Genomic DNA, 19,179 nt, shown 5'->3' with positions numbered 1-19,179 from the left:
CTGCACGATCAGCCGACGACTGCGACGACGGGCGTGTGGTCGGACGGCTGTTCCCACGTGCGCGGCGTGCGGTCGACTTCGCACGACGCGCAGGTAGCGGCGAGCGCCGGCGACAGCAGGATGTGGTCGATGCGCAGCCCCGCGTTGCGGCGGAACGCCATCATCCGGTAGTCCCACCACGTGAAGATCTTCTCCGGCTGTTCGAAGCGTCGGAACGCATCGACGAAACCGAGCTCGATCAGCTTCGCGAAGTGCGCGCGCTCCTGCGGCGACACGAGGTTCTGGCCTTCCCATTTCGCGGGATCGTGCACGTCGCGGTCTTCCGGCGCGATGTTGTAGTCGCCGAGCAGCGCGAGCTTCGGGTAGCGCTGCAGCTCGGTGCTCAGCCATGCGTGCAGCGCGTCGAGCCACTGCATCTTGTAGACGAACTTGTCGGAGTCGGGCGCCTGGCCGTTCGGGAAATAGGCGGACACGATGCGCACGCCGTCGACTGTCGCGGCGACCACGCGCTGCTGCGGATCGTCGAAGCCGGGGATGTTGCGCACGACGTCCGCTTCGTCGACGGACAGCGTATCGCGCGCGAGGATCGCGACGCCGTTGTAGGTCTTCTGGCCCGTGAACCAGCTGCGGTAGCCGGCCGCTTCGAGATCGGCGCGCGGGAATTTCTCGTCCGGCAGCTTCAGTTCCTGCAGGCACAGCACGTCGGTGCCGCTTTGCGCGAGCCAGTCGAGCACGTGCTGCTTGCGGACGTTGAGCGAGTTGACGTTCCAGGTGGCGATTTTCATGAACGGGAGTGTGCGTGCGGCGTGAATGCGAAGGCCGCCATCTTACCGCGAGCACGCGGCGCGAACGCGTGCGATGCGCGACGCGGCGGAGGCGTCACGCATCGCTACATGGGGGTGGTGAAAAGAAATTGTGACAAAAGTGTTGACGTGAGTACTTCATCACCCTATAATTTATTTCTCTGACGCGGGGTGGAGCAGTCTGGCAGCTCGTCGGGCTCATAACCCGAAGGTCGTAGGTTCAAATCCTACCCCCGCAACCAAGCACACCAGACGATGTGCAGCGCATATGACCGATGCGCGCTTCGTCGACAGGAACCCGGCCTCGTGCCGGGTTTTTTGTTTTCTGCGCGCGTATCGTTGCGTGTCGCTACTGCGCAGCCCACTCCACGGCCGCCTTCGCATGCAGCGCGGTCGTGTCGAATACCGGCAGCGGCGAATCGTCCGCGCCGATCAGCAGCGTGATTTCCGTGCAGCCGAGGATCACGGCCTGCGCGCCGCGCTTCGCCAGTCCTTCGATGATCGTCACGTACGTCGCGCGCGATTCGGGCGAGATGACGCCGTGACACAGCTCGTCGTAGATGATCCGGTGCACGTCGTCGCGCCCGCGCTCGTCCGGTACGAGCACCTCCATCCCGAACTTCCCGCGCAGCCGTTCCGCATAGAACGGCAACTCCATCGTATAGCGCGTGCCGAGCAGCGCGACGCGCTCGACGCCCGCGTCGCGCAGCGCGGTGCCGGTCGGATCGGCGATGTGCAGGAACGGCAGCGTCACCGCGGCTTCGATCGCGTCGTGCACGCGGTGCATCGTATTGGTCGTCAGCACGACGAGATCGGCGCCGGCCGCTTCGAGCTGCCGCGCGGCGCCGGCCATCCGTTCGCCGAGTGCGGCCCAGTCGTGCGTACGCTGCAGCGCTTCGATCTCCGCGAAATCGACCGTCACCAGCACGCTCTTCGCATTGTGATGCCCGCCATGCAGCGCCTTCGAGTGCCGGTTGATCATCCGGTAGTACTCGGCCGACGATTCCCAGCTCATTCCGCCGATCAGTCCGATCGTCTTCATTCGTCACCTTTGCGTTTCGTGTGTCGCGGCAGACGAGTATAGGTGCCGCTGCCCGCGCCCGGCCGGTACGATCCGTGCAAAGCGGGCCGGTACGGCGCAGCCGGGCCGGGCGGCCGATGGCGGGCGCACGCGACAGTTGAAACCGGCACTGTGTTTTTGTACAGTATCGGCACCGTGAACCCGACCACCATTCCGCCTGCCGATCCGCACGCGCCGCTGCCAGGCGATGCGCTGCCGCGCATGCGCAAGATCATTCATTGCGATTGCGACTGCTTCTACGCATCGGTCGAGATGCGCGACGACCCGTCGCTGCGCAACCGGCCGCTCGCGGTCGGCGGCCGGCCGGACCAGCGCGGCGTGATCGCGACCTGCAACTACGAGGCGCGGCGCTATGGCGTGCATTCGGCGATGTCGTCGGCGCTGGCGATGCGCAAGTGTCCGGACCTGCTGATCCTGCCGTCCGCGATGGACAAGTACCGCGCGGCGTCGCGGCAGATCATGGCGATCTATCGCGACTACACGCCCGACGTCGAGCCGCTGTCGCTCGACGAGGCGTACCTCGACGTCACCGGGTCCGAGCGATGCCAGGGCAGCGCGACGCTGATTGCGCGGGAGATCCGCCAGCGCGTGCACGACACCGTCGGCGTGACGGTGTCGGCCGGCGTCGCGCCGAACAAGTTCATCGCGAAGATCGCCTCCGACTGGAACAAGCCCGACGGCCTGTTCGTCGTGCGGCCGCACGAGATCGACGCGTTCGTCGCGGCGCTGCCGGTGCGCAAGCTGCACGGCGTCGGCAAGGTGACGGCCACGCGGCTCGACCGGCTCGGCATCCAGACCTGCGCGCAATTGCGCGACTGGCCGCTGATCGACCTGCACCGCGAATTCGGCGCGTTCGGGCGGCGGCTCTACGAACTGTCGCGCGGGATCGACGAGCGGCCCGTGCAGGCCGACCAGGAACGCAAGTCGGTCAGCGTCGAGACGACCTATGTGACCGACCTGACGACGCTCGAGCAATGCGCGGACGAAATCCGCCGCCTCGTCGTGCAGCTCGATGCGCGGATCGAGCGTGCGGGCGCAGTGCGCTCGATCCGCAAGCTGTACGTGAAGATCCGCTTCGCCGATTTCCAGCGCACGACGGTCGAGTGCGTGGCCGACGCGACGAATGCCGATACGGCCGTCACGCTGCTCGCGAAGGGGCTGCAGCGGCGCGCGCAGGCCGTGCGGCTGCTCGGCGTCGGCGTGCGCATCGACGAGGACACGGCCGAGCGTCACGGGCAGTTCTCGCTGTTCGACGACGAATCGCCCGCACCATGAAAAAAGGCACCGCCGAAGCGGTGCCTGTCGATGCAGCCCGAGGGGCGGGGCGGCGCGCTCAGTGCGCGGGCGCGGCCATCCCGTTGTGGCGCAGCAGCGCATCGATTTCCGGTTCGCGGCCGCGGAACGCCTTGAACGAATCCATCGCCGGCCGGCTGCCGCCGACCTCGAGGATTTCGCGGCGATAGCGCGTGCCGGTCGCCGCGTCGAGCACGCTGCCGCTCGCGGCGGCCGCTTCCTCGAATGCCGCGTATGCGTCTGCCGACAGCACTTCGGCCCACTTGTAGCTGTAGTAGCCGGCCGCATAACCGCCCGCGAAGATATGGCTGAACGTGTTCGGCCAGCGCGAGAACGCCGCCTGCGGGATCACGTGATAGCGCTCGTTGATTTCGCGCGCGAATGCGGTCACGCCGGTTGCGCCCGCCGGGTCGAAGTCGACGTGCAGCAGCATGTCGAACATCGAGAACACGATCTGGCGCAGCGTGCCGAGCCCGCTCTGGAAATTCTTCGCGGCGATCATCTTGTCGAACAGCTCGCGCGGCAGCGTGGCGCCAGTGTCGACGTGCGACGACATCGACGACAGCACGTCCCATTCCCAGCAGAAGTTTTCCATGAACTGCGACGGCAGCTCGACCGCATCCCATTCGACGCCGTTGATGCCCGACACGCCGAGTTCGTCGACGCGCGTGAGCATGTGATGCAGCCCGTGGCCGAACTCATGGAACAGCGTGATGACTTCGTCGTGCGTGAAGCACGCGGGCTTGCCGCCGACCGGCGCCGAGAAGTTGCAGGTCAGGTAGGCGACCGGCGTCTGCACGGTGCTGCCGCGCTTCGCGCGCGAACGCGCGTCGTCCATCCATGCGCCGCCGCGCTTGCCTTCGCGCGCATACAGGTCGAGATAGAACTGCGCGACGAGCGAGCCGTCGCGATTCTCGACGCGGAAGAAGCGCACGTCCTTGTGCCATACCGGCGCGTCGTCCGGCTTGATCCGCACGCCGAACAGCGTCTCGGTGACGGTGAACAGGCCCTTCAGCACGGCCGGCTCCGGGAAGTACTGCTTGACCTCGTTTTCCGAGAACGCGTAGCGCTGCTCGCGCAGCTTTTCGGCCGCGTACGCGACGTCCCACGGCGCGAGTTCGGCGAGGCCGAGTTCCTTCGCGGCGAACGCGCGCAGTTCGTCCCAGTCCTTGTCCGCGTGCGGGCGCGCGCGCGTCGCGAGGTCCTCGAGGAACGCGATCACCTGCTGCGGCGATTCGGCCATCTTCGGCGCGAGCGACACTTCGGCGAAGTTGCGGTAGCCGAGCATCTGCGCCTCTTCGCGGCGCAGCTTCAGCTCGTCGGCGACGATCGCCGTGTTGTCCCACTCGGCCTTGCCGTCGCCGTACTGCGGGCCCAGTTCCGACGCGCGCGTCGCATACGCGCGGTAGAGCGTCTCGCGCAGCGTGCGGTCGTTCGCGTACTGCAGCACCGGGAAGTACGACGGGAAGTGCAGCGTGAATTTCCAGCCGTCCTTGCCGTCCTTCTGCGCGGCTTCGCGGGCGGCCTCGATCGCGTCGCCGGGCAGGCCGGCCAGCTCGGCCTCGTCCTGCACGAAGTACGCGTACGCGTTAGTCGCGTCGAGCACGTGGTCGGAGAATGCCTTCGACAGCGCGGCCTGCTGTTCCTGCAGTTCCGCGAAGCGCGGCTTCCGGTCCTCCGGCAACTCGGCGCCCGACAGGCGGAAATCGCGCAGCGCGTTGTCGAGGATCTTCTTGCGCTCGGCGGACAACGTCGCGTATTCGGCGCTCGCGGCGATCGCCTTGTACTTCTCGTACAGCGCGAGATTCTGGCCGACGCTCGACCAGAACTCGGTCACGCGCGGCAGGTTCTCGCCGTACGCGGCTCGCAGTTCGGGCGTATCGGCGACCGCGTTCAGATGGCCGACGACACCCCACGCACGGCCGAGCGGCTCCGTCGCCTGCTCGACCGTCTCGACGACGGCGGCCCAGGTCGCCGGCGTCGCGGGCGCGCTCGCGGCGTCGACCGCGCGACCGGCCGCGTCGAGCAGCGTATCGAGCGCGGGCGTCACGTGTTCCGGGCGGATTTCGCCGAAGCGGGGCAGGCCGGTGAAGTCGAGGAGCGGATTGGTGTTGGCGCTGGCGGACATAAGACTCCCTGTCTGTTGCCGGATGAACCGGGATGAAAAGGGTAACGGCGGCTGGGCGCGATGGCGCCCGATACCGACATTATTGGGGCGCATCGTGCGCTTTCCAATCGTTAGTTTCTAACGGCGCGATTGACGCAAGGTCGGATGCGGGGCGGAAAGTCGTCGGGCAACGTGCGGCCGGCGTGGTGATGCCGGCGCGATGCGGCTGGCGAGACGCCGGCGCACGGAACCGCGCGCCGGCTGGACGGGCAGGGGTCAGGCGGCCACGGCGGCGGCGCGCTCGGCGGCTTCGATCGTGTTGATCAGCAGCATCGTGATGGTCATCGGGCCGACGCCGCCCGGCACCGGCGTGATGTGGCCGGCGACTTCCTTCACGCCCGCGAAGTCGACGTCGCCGCACAGCTTGCCCGCGTCGTCGCGGTTCATGCCGACATCGATCACCGTCGCGCCGGGCTTCACCATGTCGGCCGTCAGGATGTTGCGCTTGCCGACCGCGGCGACCACGATGTCGGCCTGCCGCGTGTGCGCGGCGAGGTCGCGCGTCTTGCTGTGGCAGATCGTCACGGTCGCGCCGGCTTCGAGGAGCAGCATCGCCATCGGCTTGCCGACGATGTTCGAGCGGCCGATCACGACCGCGTTCGCGCCCTGCAGCGCGATGTCGTGCGCGGCGAACATCTTCATCACGCCGTACGGCGTGCACGGGCGGAACAGCGGCTTGCCGGTCATCAGCGCGCCGGCGTTCGCGACGTGAAAGCCGTCGACGTCCTTCTCCGGTGCGATCGCCTCGATCACCTTGTGGCTGTCGATGTGCGCGGGCAGCGGCAACTGGACGAGGATGCCGTGGATCTTCGGGTCGCGGTTCAGTGCGTCGATACGCGCGAGCAGGTCGGCTTCCGACAGCGTGGCCGGGTACGTATCCTTCAGCGAGAAGAAACCGTTGTCCTCGCACGCCTTGATCTTGTTGCGCACGTAGACTTCGCTCGCCGGGTTTTCGCCGACGAGGATCACCGCGAGACCGGGCTGGTGGCCGCGTGCGGTCAGGGCGGCGGCGCGTTCGGCGGCCTGCGCGCGCAAGGTCTTCGAAAGGGCGTTGCCGTCGATGAGGAGGGCTGTCATGTGGTGGGTCCTGCCGGGAAGTTGGAATGCGGGCGTACGGCACCTGAAGCGCCGCAGCAAAGCACGCAATTATACCGTTCGCCTGCTGCCGTCCGACAGCGAATCAGCAGGAAGCGTCATGACCGCGGCGCTCGCGCGCCGGGAGGAAAGGCCGCCGCCGCGCGAGTGGGCCGCATCGCGCGGGGCGGCCGGGCCGGGCGGGCAGTGCCGCCGCGGCCGGCGAACGCTCAGGCCTGTTTCTTCGACAGCGCGAGGCGCAGCAGGTCGGCCACCGTGTTGACGTTGAGCTTTTCCATGATGTTCGCGCGGTGCGCTTCGACCGTCTTGATGCTGATGCCGAGGTCGTCGGCGATCTGCTTGTTCAGGCGGCCCGCAATGATCCGTTCGAGCACCTGCTGCTCGCGCGCGGTCAGCTTCGACAGGCGTTCGCTCGCGGCACGCTGTTCCTGGACGCTCTTGCTCTCGCTTCGGGCCTTGTCGAGCATCCGCTCGACGAGCTTGCGCAGCTCCGCTTCGTCGAACGGTTTCTCGATAAAGTCCATCGCACCCTTTTTCATCGTCGAGACGGCCATGGGCACATCGCCGTGACCCGTGACGAAGATGATCGGCAGCGCGGCATTGTCGGCGATCAGGCGTTCCTGCAGTTCGAGACCGCTCATGCCCGACATCCGCACGTCGAGGATCAGGCATGCGATCTGTCCGGCCTGCTGCGCAGGCTGGTACGCATCGAGGAATTGCTCGGCGCTCGAGAAGCATTGCACGCGATAGCCGTTCGCCTCCAGCAGCCAGCGCAGCGAGTCCCGTACGGCCTCGTCGTCGTCGACGACAAAGACGGTTTCCTGAGTGGTGGTGACAGGGCTATTCATAGTTCTCCCGTTACGGTATGTGATGCCGATGCCTCGCGCCCCCCTTGGCCGAGATCAGCGGGTTCCCCAATGGGCAGACTGCAGTGGAACGTCGCGCCGGAAATGCGGCCATCCGGCTCGACGTTGTTGACCACCCACAGACGCCCCCGATGCGATTCGATGATCGAACGGCAGATGTTCAGCCCCATGCCCATGCCATCGGACTTGGTGCTGTAAAACGGTTCGAACAGGCGTTCGGCGGTCGCTTCGTCGACGCCCGGACCCTGGTCGATCACGCGGATGTCGACGAATCCCGCATCGATGTCGGCGACGACGCGGATCACGCCGTCCGCCGACGCCGGCTTCACGTCGGCCATCGCCTCGGCCGCGTTCTTCATCAGGTTCATCAGCACCTGCTCGATCAGCACGGGGTCGACATAAATAATAGGCATTCTTGCGAGGATTTCCGTGACGATCCGGATCCTGCGCTTCCTGGCCTCGATTTCGGCGAGCCCGACCGCGTCGGCGACGATGTCCGCGACGCGCGCCGGCTGGCGCTTCGGCTCGCTGCGCTTCACGAATTCGCGGATCCGCTTGACGATCATCCCCGCGCGCAGCGCCTGCTGCGCGGTCTTTTCCAGCGCGGGCTGCAGCGTCTCGGGCGTGCCGCGGCCGCTCTTGACGAGCGCGAGCGTGCCCGAGCAGTAGTTGTTGATCGCGGCGAGCGGCTGATTCAATTCGTGAGCAATCGACGACGCCATTTCACCCATCGTCATCAATCGGCTCGTGAACTGCAGCTTCTCTTCCTGCTGGTGCGCGAGTTCCTGCGCCTTCTTGCGGGTCGTGATGTCGGTCGCGATCTGCATCTGCGCGAGATGGCCGTCCACCCACTGGATGTACTGGCGGCGCACTTCGAACCACTTCTGGATGCTCTCGACGTACACCTCCTGCGCATCGGCGGTGCTGCTCGTCAGTGCGGCGGCCGGCAGGCCCGCGAACGCGTCGACCATGTCGATCGAGTCGGACGATGCCTGTGCGCGGTCGAAGCCGCCGCCCGACAGCTCGAGATGGCCGTCCGGGCGGATCCCGAACAGGTGGCGGTAGTAGCGGTTCGCGAACAGCAGCTCGGCTTCGTCGGCGGCCAGCACCGACACCGCGGCGTCGAGGCTTTCGAGCACCGTCGTGAAGCGCTCGTGCGCGGCCGCGAGTTCCTCGCGCGCGCGCTTCGGCTCGGTGATGTCGGTCATCGACGACATCCAGCCGGTCTGGCGGCCGGAGCTGTCGATCAGCGGCGATACGTACAGGCGCGCGTGGAACAGCGTGCCGTTCTTGCGCCGCACGCGCAGCTCGAAGCCCGAGCTCGGCGCCTTGCCGCGCAGCGTCATGTCGAGCTGGCGCTGCATTTCCGGGTAGGCGTCGCGCGGCCAGTACGGGAACGGCGCGACCTTGCCGACGAGGTCGCTCTCGTCCCAGCCGGTCATCCGGCAGAACGCGGGGTTCACGTGCGTGATGCGGCCGTGCATGTCGAGCACGCGCATGCCGATCAGCACCGAGTTTTCCATCGCGCGGCGGAAGAACGCTTCCGCGTACAGCGCCTGCTGCGCCTCGAAGCGCTGGCGCGTGTGCTTCCACAGGCTCCAGAGGCTCCACAGCACGAAGCACGACAGCCCCGCGACGAGCCACACGAGCGTGTTGTTGGTCAGGTTCGTGAGCTGCGGGAACGCGTACACGCGCACGGTCAGCCCCTGGCCGGGCGGGTCGAGCGGCAGGTCGTAGTGCGAGTCGCGCGGCAGGCGCGGGCGCGTCGACGTGGACGACAGCTCGTGGTTGTTCGCGTCGGTGATCGAGATCTTGTACTTCGACGACAGCTCCTGCGGGATGTCGTGCTTCAGGATGCCTTCGACCGAGAACACCGCGGCGATCGAGCCGAGGTACTCGCGGTCGCCGCGCATCACGGGCGTCTGCAGCGTGATGAAGCCGTTGCCGAAGTCGTCGTACATCAGCGGCGAATAGGCCTGGCGGCGCGTGCTGCGCGCTTCGTCGTAGGCGCCGCGCACGGCGTCCTGCATCTGCGCGTCGCCGGGCTTCGCGAGCCGCTGGCCGAGCAGCGGCGGATGCACGGTCGGCCAGCGCTGCACGCCGGGCGCCGTGTACCAGTTCAGGTAGAGGATTTCCGGATGCGTCTGCATCACGTCCGCGACGGCCATCTGGAACGCGTTCTGGTCGAGGCGGCCCGACGCGAGATCGCGCGACAGCGCCTGAAGCTGTTCCTGCGCGCCCGTCATCGACAGGCGGATCTGCTGCTGCGCCCACGCGACGTTACGGAAGAGGGTGTCTTCCTGTTGCTGCTGTTCGCGGCGATTGAGGCTCCACAGGATGAGGCTCATCACCACCAGGAACACCAGGATCGACAGCAGCGGCGTCAGCAAATAGGAATTGGACCACCACGGTCCGTGGTGCCAACGGGACGGCTGCGACTCCGCCGGCGGGCCCGACGGTCGCGCCGAGCGTGCGAAAAGCCGATCGGTCAACATGGCAGGATTGTAGCGCAGCGCAATACATGGAAAACCTATACCGCATATGTTGAACGGAAACGGATTTATGCTGCCGGGACGCGCCGCGGAGCCCCGAAACAAGGGTGCAGCGCAGCAATATTCCGTATTGCGAGAAAAGATCTCACAATTCGAAAATTTTGTTGCGCAGGCCCGCGCACGCTCATTACAATCCGCTGGAGCTTGCCCGCAGCCGGTCGCGTCGCGTCGTCTGCACGAGAGCGATCCTCACATTCCAGGACCCAGGAGACGAGAATGTCCGCTGTACCGAACGAAGTGATGAAATATGTCGCCGCCGAACGTGACGACGACCCGCAAGAAACCGTTGAGTGGCTCGAGTCGCTCGATGGCGTGATCTCCTCCGTGGGCACCGGCCGCGCGCACTACCTGATCGAAAAGCAGATCGAATTCGCGCGCATGCACGGCGAACACCTGCCGTTCTCCGCGAATACCCCGTACATCAACACGATCCCGGTCGAAGCCCAGGCGAAGATTCCGGGCGACCAGGATCTCGAGCACCGCATCCGTTCGTACACGCGCTGGAACGCGCTGGCGATGGTGCTGCGCGCGGGCAAGGACACGAACGTCGGCGGCCACATCGCATCGTTCGCATCGGCCGCGACGCTCTATGACGTCGGCTACAACCACTTCTGGCACGCGCCGTCCGAGAACCACGGCGGCGATCTCGTGTTCGTGCAGGGCCACTCGTCACCGGGCGTGTACTCGCGCGCGTTCCTGCTCGGCCGCCTGACCGAGAACCAGCTCGACAACTTCCGCCAGGAAGTCGGCGGCAACGGCATCTCGTCGTATCCGCACCCGTGGCTGATGCCGGACTTCTGGCAGTTCCCGACCGTGTCGATGGGCCTGGGCCCGATCATGGCGATCTACCAGGCACGCTTCATGAAGTACATCGAAGCGCGCGGCATCGCGAAGACGCAGGGCCGCAAGGTGTGGGCGTTCCTCGGCGACGGCGAGACGGACGAACCGGAATCGCTCGGCGCGATCGGGATGGCGAGCCGCGAGAAGCTCGACAACCTCGTGTTCGTGATCAACTGCAACCTGCAGCGTCTCGACGGCCCGGTGCGCGGCAACGGCAAGATCATCCAGGAACTGGAATCGGAATTCCGCGGCGCCGGCTGGAACGTGATCAAGGTCATCTGGGGCAGCCGCTGGGATGCGCTGTTCGCACGCGACAAGACGGGCGCGCTGATGCGCCGCATGATGGAAGTCGTCGACGGCGAATACCAGACGTACAAGTCGGAGTCGGGCGCGTTCGTCCGCGAGCACTTCTTCAACACGCCTGAGCTGAAGGCGCTGGTCGCCGACTGGTCGGACGACGACATCTGGGCGCTGAACCGCGGCGGCCACGATCCGCACAAGATCTACGCGGCGTTCCACGAGGCCAGCAACACGAAGGACGCGCCGACCGTCATCCTCGCGAAGACCATCAAGGGCTACGGGATGGGCGAGTCGGGCCAGGCGATGAACATCACGCACCAGCAGAAGAAGCTGCCGGTCGAGCAACTGAAGAAGTTCCGCGACCAGTTCCGCCTGCCGATCACCGACGAACAGATCGCCGACGTGCCGTACCTGAAGTTCGAGGAAGGCTCGAAGGAACTCGAATACATGCGCAAGCAGCGCATGGACCTCGGCGGCTACCTGCCGCAGCGCCGCGAGAAGGCGACCTCGCTGCCGGTGCCGGCGCTCGACGCGTTCGAGCCGCTCTTGAAGGGCACGGGCGAAGGCCGCGAGATCTCGACGACGATGGCGTTCGTGCGGATCCTGAACATCCTGCTGAAGGACAAGGCGCTCGGCAAGCGCGTCGTGCCGATCGTCCCGGACGAGTCGCGCACGTTCGGCATGGAAGGCCTGTTCCGCCAGATCGGCATCTGGAACCAGCAGGGCCAGAAGTACGTGCCGGAAGATTCCGACCAGCTGATGTTCTACAAGGAATCGGAAACCGGCCAGATCCTGCAGGAAGGCATCAACGAAGCGGGCGGCATGTGCGACTGGATCGCGGCGGCGACGTCGTACTCGACGCACGGCGAGATCATGGTGCCGTTCTACATCTTCTACTCGATGTTCGGCTTCCAGCGGATCGGCGACCTCGCATGGGCCGCGGGCGACATGCGTTCGCGCGGCTTCCTGCTCGGCGGTACCGCGGGCCGCACGACGCTGAACGGCGAAGGCCTGCAGCACGAAGACGGCCACTCGCTCCTGTGGGCGGCATCGGTGCCGAACTGCGTGAGCTACGACCCGACCTTCGGCTACGAACTGGCCGTGATCATCCAGGACGGCCTGCGCCGCATGGTGCAGGACCAGGAAGACGTGTACTACTACATCACGGTGATGAACGAGAACTACGAGCACCCGGCGATCCCGCAGGGCGAGCAAGTGGCGGCCGACATCATCAAGGGCATGTACGCGTTCAGGAAGGCCGACGCCGACAAGAAGGCGCCGCGCGTCCAGCTGCTCGGCGCGGGCACGATCTTCAACGAAGTGATCGCTGCGGCCGACCTGCTGAAGAACGACTGGGGCGTCGCCGCCGACCTGTGGAGCGTGCCGAGCTTCACCGAGCTCGCGCGCGAAGGCCACGAGATCGAGCGCTGGAACCTGCTCCATCCGACCGAGGAGCGTCGCCTGTCGCACGTGCAGAAGTGCCTGAAGGACACGCAGGGCCCGGTCATCGCATCGACCGACTATGTCCGTGCGCTGGTCGACCAGATCCGCGGCCAGATCGATCGCCGCTTCGTCGTGCTGGGCACCGACGGCTACGGCCGTTCGGACACGCGCGAGAACCTGCGCCACTTCTTCGAGGTCGACCGTCACTGGGTCACCGTCGCCGCGCTCAACGCGCTGGCCGACGAAGGCACGATCGAGCGCAAGGTGGTCGCTGACGCGATCGCCAAGTACAACCTCGATCCGTCCAAGCCCAACCCGATGACCGTTTAACGCACACGCCGTGTGATGCCGCGCGCCGCTTCCGCGAGAGGCGCGCGCGGCCATGGAGACAGAAACAGATGAGTCAAGCGATCGAAGTGAAGGTGCCGGATATCGGCGATTACAAGGACGTGCCGGTGATCGAGATCGGCGTGAAGGTCGGCGACACGGTCGAGCCCGAGCAGTCGCTCGTCACGCTCGAGTCGGACAAGGCGACGATGGACGTGCCGAGCCCGGTAGGTGGCGTCGTGAAGGAAATCAAGGTCAAGGTCGGCGATTCCGTGTCGGAAGGCACGCTGATCATCCTGCTCGAAGGCGGCGCTGCCGCACAGCCGAACGGCGCGGCCGCGCCGGCAGCAGCACCGGCTCCGGCGGCAGCGCCGGCCGCGGCTGCACCGGCTGCCGCACCGGCAGCGGCCGTCGGCACGCTCGAAGTGAAGGTGCCCGACATCGGCGACTACAAGGACGTCCCGGTGATCGAGATCGGCGTGAAGGTCGGCGACACGGTCGAGAAGGAGCAGTCGCTCGTCACGCTCGAATCGGACAAGGCGACGATGGACGTGCCGAGCCCGGCTGCCGGCGTCGTGAAGGACATCAAGGTGAAGGTCGGCGATTCGGTGTCGGAAGGCACGCTGATCGTGCTGCTCGAAGCCGCCGGCGCGCCGGCTGCCGCACCGCAGGCGAGCGCACCGGCACCGGCCGCTGCCGCGCCGGCTCCGGCGCCTGCCGCCGCACCCGCGAAGGCTGCACCGGCACCGGCTGCTGCCGCCGCCCCGGCTGCCGCGCCGTCGGGCGAATACCGCGCAAGCCACGCATCGCCGTCGGTACGCAAGTTCGCGCGCGAACTCGGCGTCGAAGTCGCACGCGTGCAGGGTTCGGGTCCGAAGGGCCGCATCACGAAGGAAGACGTCACGGGCTTCGTGAAGGGCGTGATGACGGGCCAGCGCGCAGCGCCGGTCGCAGCAGCCGCGCCGGCAGGCGGCGGCGAGCTGAACCTGCTGCCGTGGCCGAAGGTCGACTTCTCGAAGTTCGGCCCGTTCGAGGCGAAGCCGCTGTCGCGCATCAAGAAGATCTCGGGCGCGAACCTGCATCGCAACTGGGTGATGATCCCGCACGTCACGAACAACGACGAAGCGGACATCACCGAACTCGAGGCGCTGCGCGTCCAGCTGAACAAGGAGCACGAGAAGGCGGGCGTGAAGTTCACGATGCTCGCGTTCGTGATCAAGGCGGTCGTTGCCGCGCTGAAGAAATTCCCGACCTTCAACGCGAGCCTCGACGGCGACAACCTCGTGTTCAAGCAGTACTTCCACGTCGGTTTCGCTGCCGATACGCCGAACGGCCTCGTCGTGCCGGTGATCCGCGATGCGGACAAGAAGGGCCTCGTCGACATCGCGAAGGAAATGAGCGACCTGTCGAAGGCCGCGCGCGACGGCAAGCTGAAGCCGGACCAGATGCAGGGCGGCTGCTTCTCGATCTCGTCGCTCGGCGGGATCGGCGGGACGAACTTCACGCCGATCATCAACGCGCCGGAAGTGGCGATCCTCGGGTTGTCGCGCGGCCAGATGAAGCCGGTGTGGGACGGCAAGCAGTTCGTGCCGCGTCTCATGCTGCCGCTGTCGCTGTCGTATGACCATCGCGTGATCGATGGTGCGGAAGCCGCGCGGTTCAATGCGTATCTCGGCGCGTTGCTCGGCGATTTCCGTCGCATCATTCTTTGATGAGCGGGGAGGTTGCTCGCGGGGGCGTGGGTTTCTTGTCGGTTATCCACGCTTCGTCGTTGAACTGGCTTTCTTGACGGTCTGCCGGCGTCGCCCCTGCGCGGGGCGGCGGTCACTTTTCTTTGTCTTCCAAAGAAAAGTAACCAAAAGAAAGGCGCGTCCTTGGGCGGACGGCAAAGGTGGTTCTGCCCAGGTTCGTGTTCCGTTCTTTCGCGGCCGTCATCGGGTCATCGCGGGTTGCTCCCCCTCTGTCTGCAGCTAATCAAGAAGGGGACAGTAATGAGTCTCATCGAAGTCAAGGTTCCGGATATCGGCGATTTCAGCGGCGTCGATGTCATCGAAGTCAACGTGAAGCCGGGCGACGTGATCGAAAAAGAGCAGACGCTCATCACGCTCGAATCGGACAAAGCCTCCATGGAAGTGCCCAGCGACGTCGCCGGCACCGTCAAGGAAATCAAGGTAAAAGCCGGCGAGAAAGTCTCGCAAGGCACCGTCATCGCCATCGTCGAAGCAGCGGCAGGCGCCGCCGCACCCGCGAAAGCACCCGAACCGGCCAAGCCCGCAGCGGCTGCTCCGGCACCGGCCGCAGCCGCTCCGGTGGCAGCGCCGCAAGCCGGCAGCTACGCCGGCGCAGTCGACATCGAATGCGACATGCTCGTGCTCGGCGCCGGCCCCGGCGGCTATTCGGCCGCGTTCCGCGCAGCCGATCTCGGCATGAAGACGGTGCTCGTCGAACGCTACTCGACGCTCGGCGGCGTGTGCCTGAACGTGGGCTGCATCCCGTCGAAGGCGCTGCTGCACACGGCGCTCGTCGTCGAAGAAGCCGCGGCGCTCGCGTCGCACGGCATCACGTTCGGCAAGCCGCAGGTCGATCTCGACAAGCTGCGCGACTTCAAGGGCGGCGTCGTCAAGAAGCTGACGACGGGCCTCGCCGGCATGGCGAAGGCGCGCAAGGTCGAAGTCGTCACGGGCGTCGGCGCATTCGTCGATCCGTATCACATGGAAGTGCAGGGCGAAAACGGCAAGAAGGTCGTCAGGTTCAAGCAGGCAATCATCGCCGCGGGCTCGCAGGCAGTGAAGCTGCCGTTCATGCCGGAAGACCCGCGCGTCGTCGATTCGACGGGCGCGCTCGAACTGCGCCAGCTGCCGAAGCGCTTGCTCGTGATCGGCGGCGGCATCATCGGCCTCGAAATGGCGACGGTGTACGCGACGCTCGGTGCCGAGATCGACGTCGTCGAAATGATGGACGGCCTGATGATGGGCGCGGACCGCGATCTCGTGAAGGTCTGGGAAAAGTACAACGCGAAGCGCTTCGGCAACGTGATGTTGAAGACCAAGACGGTCGGCGCGGAAGCGAAGGAAGACGGCATCTACGTGAAGTTCGAGGGCGAGAAGGCGCCGGCGGAAGCGCAGCGCTACGACCTCGTGCTCGTCGCGGTGGGCCGCAGCCCGAACGGCAAGAAGATCGGCGCCGACAAGGCAGGCGTCGCCGTCACGGATCGCGGCTTCATCGACGTCGACAAGCAGATGCGCACGAACGTCCCGCACATCTTCGCGATCGGCGACGTCGTCGGCCAGCCGATGCTCGCGCACAAGGCCGTGCATGAGGGCCACGTCGCAGCGGAAGCCGCGCACGGCGAGAAGGCGTATTTCGACGCACTGCAGATCCCGTCGGTGGCGTACACCGATCCGGAAGTGGCGTGGGCCGGCAAGACGGAAGACCAGTGCAAGGCCGAAGGCATCAAGTACGGCAAGGCCGTGTTCCCGTGGGCCGCTTCGGGCCGCGCGATCGCGAACGGCCGCGACGAAGGCTTCACGAAGCTGATCTTCGACGAGGAAACCCATCGCGTGATCGGCGGTGCAATCGTCGGCCTGAACGCGGGCGACCTGATCAGCGAAGTGTGCCTCGCCGTCGAGATGGGCGCGGACGCGGAAGACATCGGCAAGACGATCCATCCGCACCCGACGCTCGGCGAATCGGTCGGCATGGCCGCCGAACTGTACGAAGGCGTCTGTACGGACCTGCCGCCGCAACGCAAGAAGTAACGCGACCGGCACGGCCGGCCATGCGCCGGCCATGAAAGAACGCCGCCGCCCGGGCAAGCCGGGCGGCGGCGTTTTCTTTTGCTCGCGGCCGGCGCGGCGATCGAACGGCTGTTCGAGCGTAGCGAGCGGCTGCCGGTTCGCGCAGTTTCCGGCGCCAGAAACGAAAAAGCCGCGCTGCGCGCGGCTCTTTCAGGAGCAGGGGACGCTTACGCGGCCGGCTTGCTCGTACGACGCGCAGCAGCGGCAGTCGCAGCCTTCGTGGCGACGGCAGCAGCGGCGTTGAAGTTCGTTTCGGCGATCTCGACGGCTTGCTTCGCAGCCTTCTGAACCGTTTCGTACGTGGTGTTCGCAGCGTTCAGTGCCGACTTCAGTGCGGCGACAGCCGTTTCCGAACCGGCCGGGGCGTTCTTCGCGACGTTGTCGACGAGTGCCTGGACCTTCTTGTTCTGCTCTTCGAATTGCGCTTCAGCAACCTTCGCGAACTCGGCTTGCGTCGACGACGCGATTTCGTACAGGTGACGGCCGTACGACAGCACCTTTTCCGCGACCGGCTGCGACAGGCTCGCTTGCAGCGCGATCAGTTCCTGTGCGTCCTTCACCGACAGCAGACGCTGGGCGTTTTCCTGGCCCTCGGCCAGCGTCGACTTCACGACCTGCAGGTTCAATTCGATCAGCTTTTCGACGCCTTCGAACGCCTTGGTCGTCAGACCGAACAGGCTTTCGAGGTTGGCTTTCTGTGCGGCGGCGATTTGCTCGGGGGTCAGCAAGGACATGTCAAGCTCCTGAAAAGCGATCGCGTCGATCGCAGGGTAAGGGGCACTACGAAGGGGAACCTCGGATGCGCGTGCTTTGTGCAACGCAGCAATGAAGCCTATTTTAGGGCAGAGAAAACGGATGTCAAGTATTTTTTGTGCGTTGCACAATCGCGACAAATTATCGATAAAACAACAAGTTATCGCGATCGATCGGAATCGGTTTCACGCGAGTTCCCAAATGGTGCGCACGGCCGCAGGGCAGGCACGGCGCACCATGTTCAAGCACAGGTAAACCTGACAGGCCTGTGGAACGTTATCCTTCTGTTCCTGTCGAAAACGCGCCGTTTCGATGCGCGTGCCGTGGCGACGTGCCGCCGCCACGGTCGACGTCGGAGTGCCTGGCACACCGAGCGCCGGATACGTAGTTTCCCCGCTTTAAATTGCCTCCAAAGTGACGTTATCTCAATTAACCGTGTGGTAATCGGGAGACGGGTGCTGTCGGGCAGCGCATCCCATGGATTTTTTCGATGGGAGCGGGAGGGTCGATTGGTCAGAGGTTGGCCGACCCTTACATTCCGGTTTAACGACGATCGGTAAGTGCCTAATATTGCTCTTTTTTTCAGCTTTAACTACACTTGCGGAAACCTCCCGCCCGCTTTGTCCAGACCCCAATGAAAGCCGAATCGTTTTCACCGCGCAGATTGTTGCAGAGCATGACGCTCGGCACGGCTGTGTCGGTCGCCGTCGCGTTGCTCGCGACGACCGCGTCCGTCGCGCCCGCTGACGCCTTTGCCGCCACTGCGAAGACCCAACAAGCCGCCAAGAAAAAGGCCGCCGCTCCTGCTTCGTCCGCGAAGAAGAAGTCGGTCAAGGCAGCATCCAGCCAATCCGCCAAGGTCGCCGCGGCCGATGCGCCGCGCGCGAAAGCGTCGCGAAAACGCATGACGCTCGCGGCGGGCGTGCACGGCGGCCACCGCGGCGCGATGCGCCAGGTCGCGTTCCAGCCGCGCCGGCAGAGCGTCGGCCAGGCGTTCGGCCTGCACGACACGCCGGACGCGCTCGCGCTGCGTTCGAGCGTCGCGTACGTCGTCGACCAGAATTCCGGCGAGTCGCTGTTCGACAAGAACTCGCAAGCCGTCGTGCCGATCGCGTCGATCTCGAAGTTGATGACCGCGATGGTCGTGCTCGACTCGAAGTCGCCGATGACCGACCAGATCGAAGTCACCGACGAAGACCGCGACTACGAGAAGGGCACCGGCTCGCGCCTGTCGGTCGGCTCGGTGCTGTCGCGCGAAGACATGCTGCATATCGCGCTGATGGCGTCGGAAAACCGCGCGGCCGCCGCGCTGTCGCGTTATTACCCGGGTGGCCGTCCGGCGTTCATCGCCGCGATGAACGCGAAGGCGAAGGCGCTCGGCATGGCCGATACGCATTTCGAGAATTCGACCGGGCTGTCGAGCTCGAACGTGTCGAGCGCGCGCGATCTGGTGAAGATGGTCAATGCCGCGTATCAATACCCGATGATTCGCCAGTTCTCGACCGATCGCAGCTACGAGGTGTACACGGGCAAGCGCAATCTCGCGTACAACAGCACGAACGCGCTGATCCGCGGCAACGGCTCGTGGGACATCGGCCTGCAGAAGACGGGCTTCATCAACGAAGCAGGCGAGTGCCTCGTGATGCAGGCGACGATCCACGGCCGGCCGATGGTGATTGTGCTGCTCGATTCGTTCGGCAAGTATTCGCGTTTCGCCGACGCGGCGCGCCTGCGCAACTGGCTCGATGCCGGCGGCGGCGAGCGCCTGACGGCGGCCAACACGCCGAACGGCGGTACCTGATCGCACCTGCGGCAGTTCGCCGCCCCGTCGATTGGCTGCAAGCAAAAAGCCCCGCGATCGC

12 protein-coding genes and 1 tRNA gene are annotated in these 19,179 nt (G+C 65.7%); 6 read left to right on the top strand and 7 right to left on the bottom strand.

The genetic code is table 11. The annotated features are described in order from the left end of the window. Window positions 1-8: 8 nt before the first annotated feature. Window positions 9-785, bottom strand: coding sequence for an exodeoxyribonuclease III (gene xth, locus LXM88_RS16400; protein WP_262534287.1), 777 nt, complete (start codon window positions 783-785; stop codon window positions 9-11). 183 nt (window positions 786-968) lie between these two features. On the opposite strand from xth, the gene LXM88_RS16395 reads away from it, so the two are divergent. Then, a tRNA-Met gene (locus LXM88_RS16395) sits at window positions 969-1,045 on the top strand. Window positions 1,046-1,152: 107 nt separating this feature from the next. Here the strand turns inward: LXM88_RS16395 and LXM88_RS16390 are convergent. Further along, entirely contained in the window at window positions 1,153-1,845 is a 693-nt protein-coding gene (locus LXM88_RS16390) for an aspartate/glutamate racemase family protein (RefSeq protein WP_262534284.1), read from the bottom strand. A 150-nt stretch (window positions 1,846-1,995) separates the two neighbouring features. On the opposite strand from LXM88_RS16390, the gene dinB reads away from it, so the two are divergent. Next, on the top strand, window positions 1,996-3,159 hold the full coding sequence (dinB, locus tag LXM88_RS16385; RefSeq protein WP_262534282.1) for a DNA polymerase IV: 1,164 nt from the start codon (window positions 1,996-1,998) through the stop codon (window positions 3,157-3,159). Window positions 3,160-3,217: 58 nt separating this feature from the next. Here the strand turns inward: dinB and LXM88_RS16380 are convergent, their stop codons facing one another. The 4 genes from LXM88_RS16380 to fixL form a co-directional block, all read right to left on the bottom strand. Beyond that, entirely contained in the window at window positions 3,218-5,305 is a 2,088-nt protein-coding gene (locus tag LXM88_RS16380) for a M3 family metallopeptidase (protein WP_262534279.1), read from the bottom strand. 255 nt (window positions 5,306-5,560) lie between these two features. Next, window positions 5,561-6,421, bottom strand: a complete 861-nt coding sequence (gene folD, locus LXM88_RS16375) for a bifunctional methylenetetrahydrofolate dehydrogenase/methenyltetrahydrofolate cyclohydrolase FolD (RefSeq protein ID WP_262534276.1) — start codon at window positions 6,419-6,421, stop codon at window positions 5,561-5,563. 227 nt (window positions 6,422-6,648) lie between these two features. Further along, complete coding sequence (gene fixJ / locus LXM88_RS16370; protein WP_006493245.1) at window positions 6,649-7,287, bottom strand: oxygen response regulator transcription factor FixJ; 639 nt, start codon at window positions 7,285-7,287, stop codon at window positions 6,649-6,651. Continuing rightward, a complete protein-coding gene (gene fixL, locus LXM88_RS16365; RefSeq protein ID WP_262534078.1) occupies window positions 7,284-9,800 on the bottom strand; it encodes an oxygen sensor histidine kinase FixL in 2,517 nt (838 codons plus the stop codon). Before fixL ends, fixJ begins: the two co-directional genes overlap by 4 nt. A 273-nt stretch (window positions 9,801-10,073) precedes the next feature. On the opposite strand from fixL, the gene aceE reads away from it, so the two are divergent. From aceE to lpdA, 3 genes are all read left to right on the top strand, one after another. After that, window positions 10,074-12,770, top strand: coding sequence for a pyruvate dehydrogenase (acetyl-transferring), homodimeric type (aceE, locus tag LXM88_RS16360; protein WP_262534076.1), 2,697 nt, complete (start codon window positions 10,074-10,076; stop codon window positions 12,768-12,770). 68 nt (window positions 12,771-12,838) lie between these two features. Beyond that, complete coding sequence (gene aceF, locus LXM88_RS16355) at window positions 12,839-14,479, top strand: dihydrolipoyllysine-residue acetyltransferase (protein WP_262534075.1); 1,641 nt, start codon at window positions 12,839-12,841, stop codon at window positions 14,477-14,479. 279 nt (window positions 14,480-14,758) lie between these two features. Further along, window positions 14,759-16,525, top strand: a complete 1,767-nt coding sequence (lpdA, locus tag LXM88_RS16350) for a dihydrolipoyl dehydrogenase (protein WP_262534072.1) — start codon at window positions 14,759-14,761, stop codon at window positions 16,523-16,525. A 206-nt stretch (window positions 16,526-16,731) separates the two neighbouring features. Here the strand turns inward: lpdA and LXM88_RS16345 are convergent, their stop codons facing one another. After that, window positions 16,732-17,298 carry a phasin family protein gene (locus LXM88_RS16345; protein ID WP_048248776.1) on the bottom strand — a complete coding sequence of 189 codons (567 nt, stop codon included), beginning with the start codon at window positions 17,296-17,298 and terminating at the stop codon, window positions 16,732-16,734. Window positions 17,299-17,951: 653 nt separating this feature from the next. Between LXM88_RS16345 and pbpG the strand changes: the two genes are divergently transcribed. Beyond that, window positions 17,952-19,118, top strand: a complete 1,167-nt coding sequence (pbpG, locus tag LXM88_RS16340) for a D-alanyl-D-alanine endopeptidase (protein ID WP_262534070.1) — start codon at window positions 17,952-17,954, stop codon at window positions 19,116-19,118. Window positions 19,119-19,179 lie beyond the last annotated feature (61 nt).

Source organism: Burkholderia sp. S-53 (assembly GCF_025560745.1).
GTDB lineage: Bacteria > Pseudomonadota > Gammaproteobacteria > Burkholderiales > Burkholderiaceae > Burkholderia > Burkholderia pyrrocinia.
This window is presented reverse-complemented; position numbering and strand designations above follow the sequence as displayed.

Coding starts and splice junctions, on each gene's coding strand:
- aceE (WP_262534076.1), top strand. CDS start 10,074: ATGTCCGCTGTACCGAACGAAGTGATGAAATATGTCGCCGCCGAACGT.
- folD (WP_262534276.1), bottom strand. CDS start 6,421: ATGACAGCCCTCCTCATCGACGGCAACGCCCTTTCGAAGACCTTGCGC.
- xth (WP_262534287.1), bottom strand. CDS start 785: ATGAAAATCGCCACCTGGAACGTCAACTCGCTCAACGTCCGCAAGCAG.
- aceF (WP_262534075.1), top strand. CDS start 12,839: ATGAGTCAAGCGATCGAAGTGAAGGTGCCGGATATCGGCGATTACAAG.
- LXM88_RS16345 (WP_048248776.1), bottom strand. CDS start 17,298: ATGTCCTTGCTGACCCCCGAGCAAATCGCCGCCGCACAGAAAGCCAAC.
- LXM88_RS16380 (WP_262534279.1), bottom strand. CDS start 5,305: ATGTCCGCCAGCGCCAACACCAATCCGCTCCTCGACTTCACCGGCCTG.
- lpdA (WP_262534072.1), top strand. CDS start 14,759: ATGAGTCTCATCGAAGTCAAGGTTCCGGATATCGGCGATTTCAGCGGC.
- pbpG (WP_262534070.1), top strand. CDS start 17,952: ATGAAAGCCGAATCGTTTTCACCGCGCAGATTGTTGCAGAGCATGACG.
- LXM88_RS16390 (WP_262534284.1), bottom strand. CDS start 1,845: ATGAAGACGATCGGACTGATCGGCGGAATGAGCTGGGAATCGTCGGCC.
- fixJ (WP_006493245.1), bottom strand. CDS start 7,287: ATGAATAGCCCTGTCACCACCACTCAGGAAACCGTCTTTGTCGTCGAC.
- fixL (WP_262534078.1), bottom strand. CDS start 9,800: ATGTTGACCGATCGGCTTTTCGCACGCTCGGCGCGACCGTCGGGCCCG.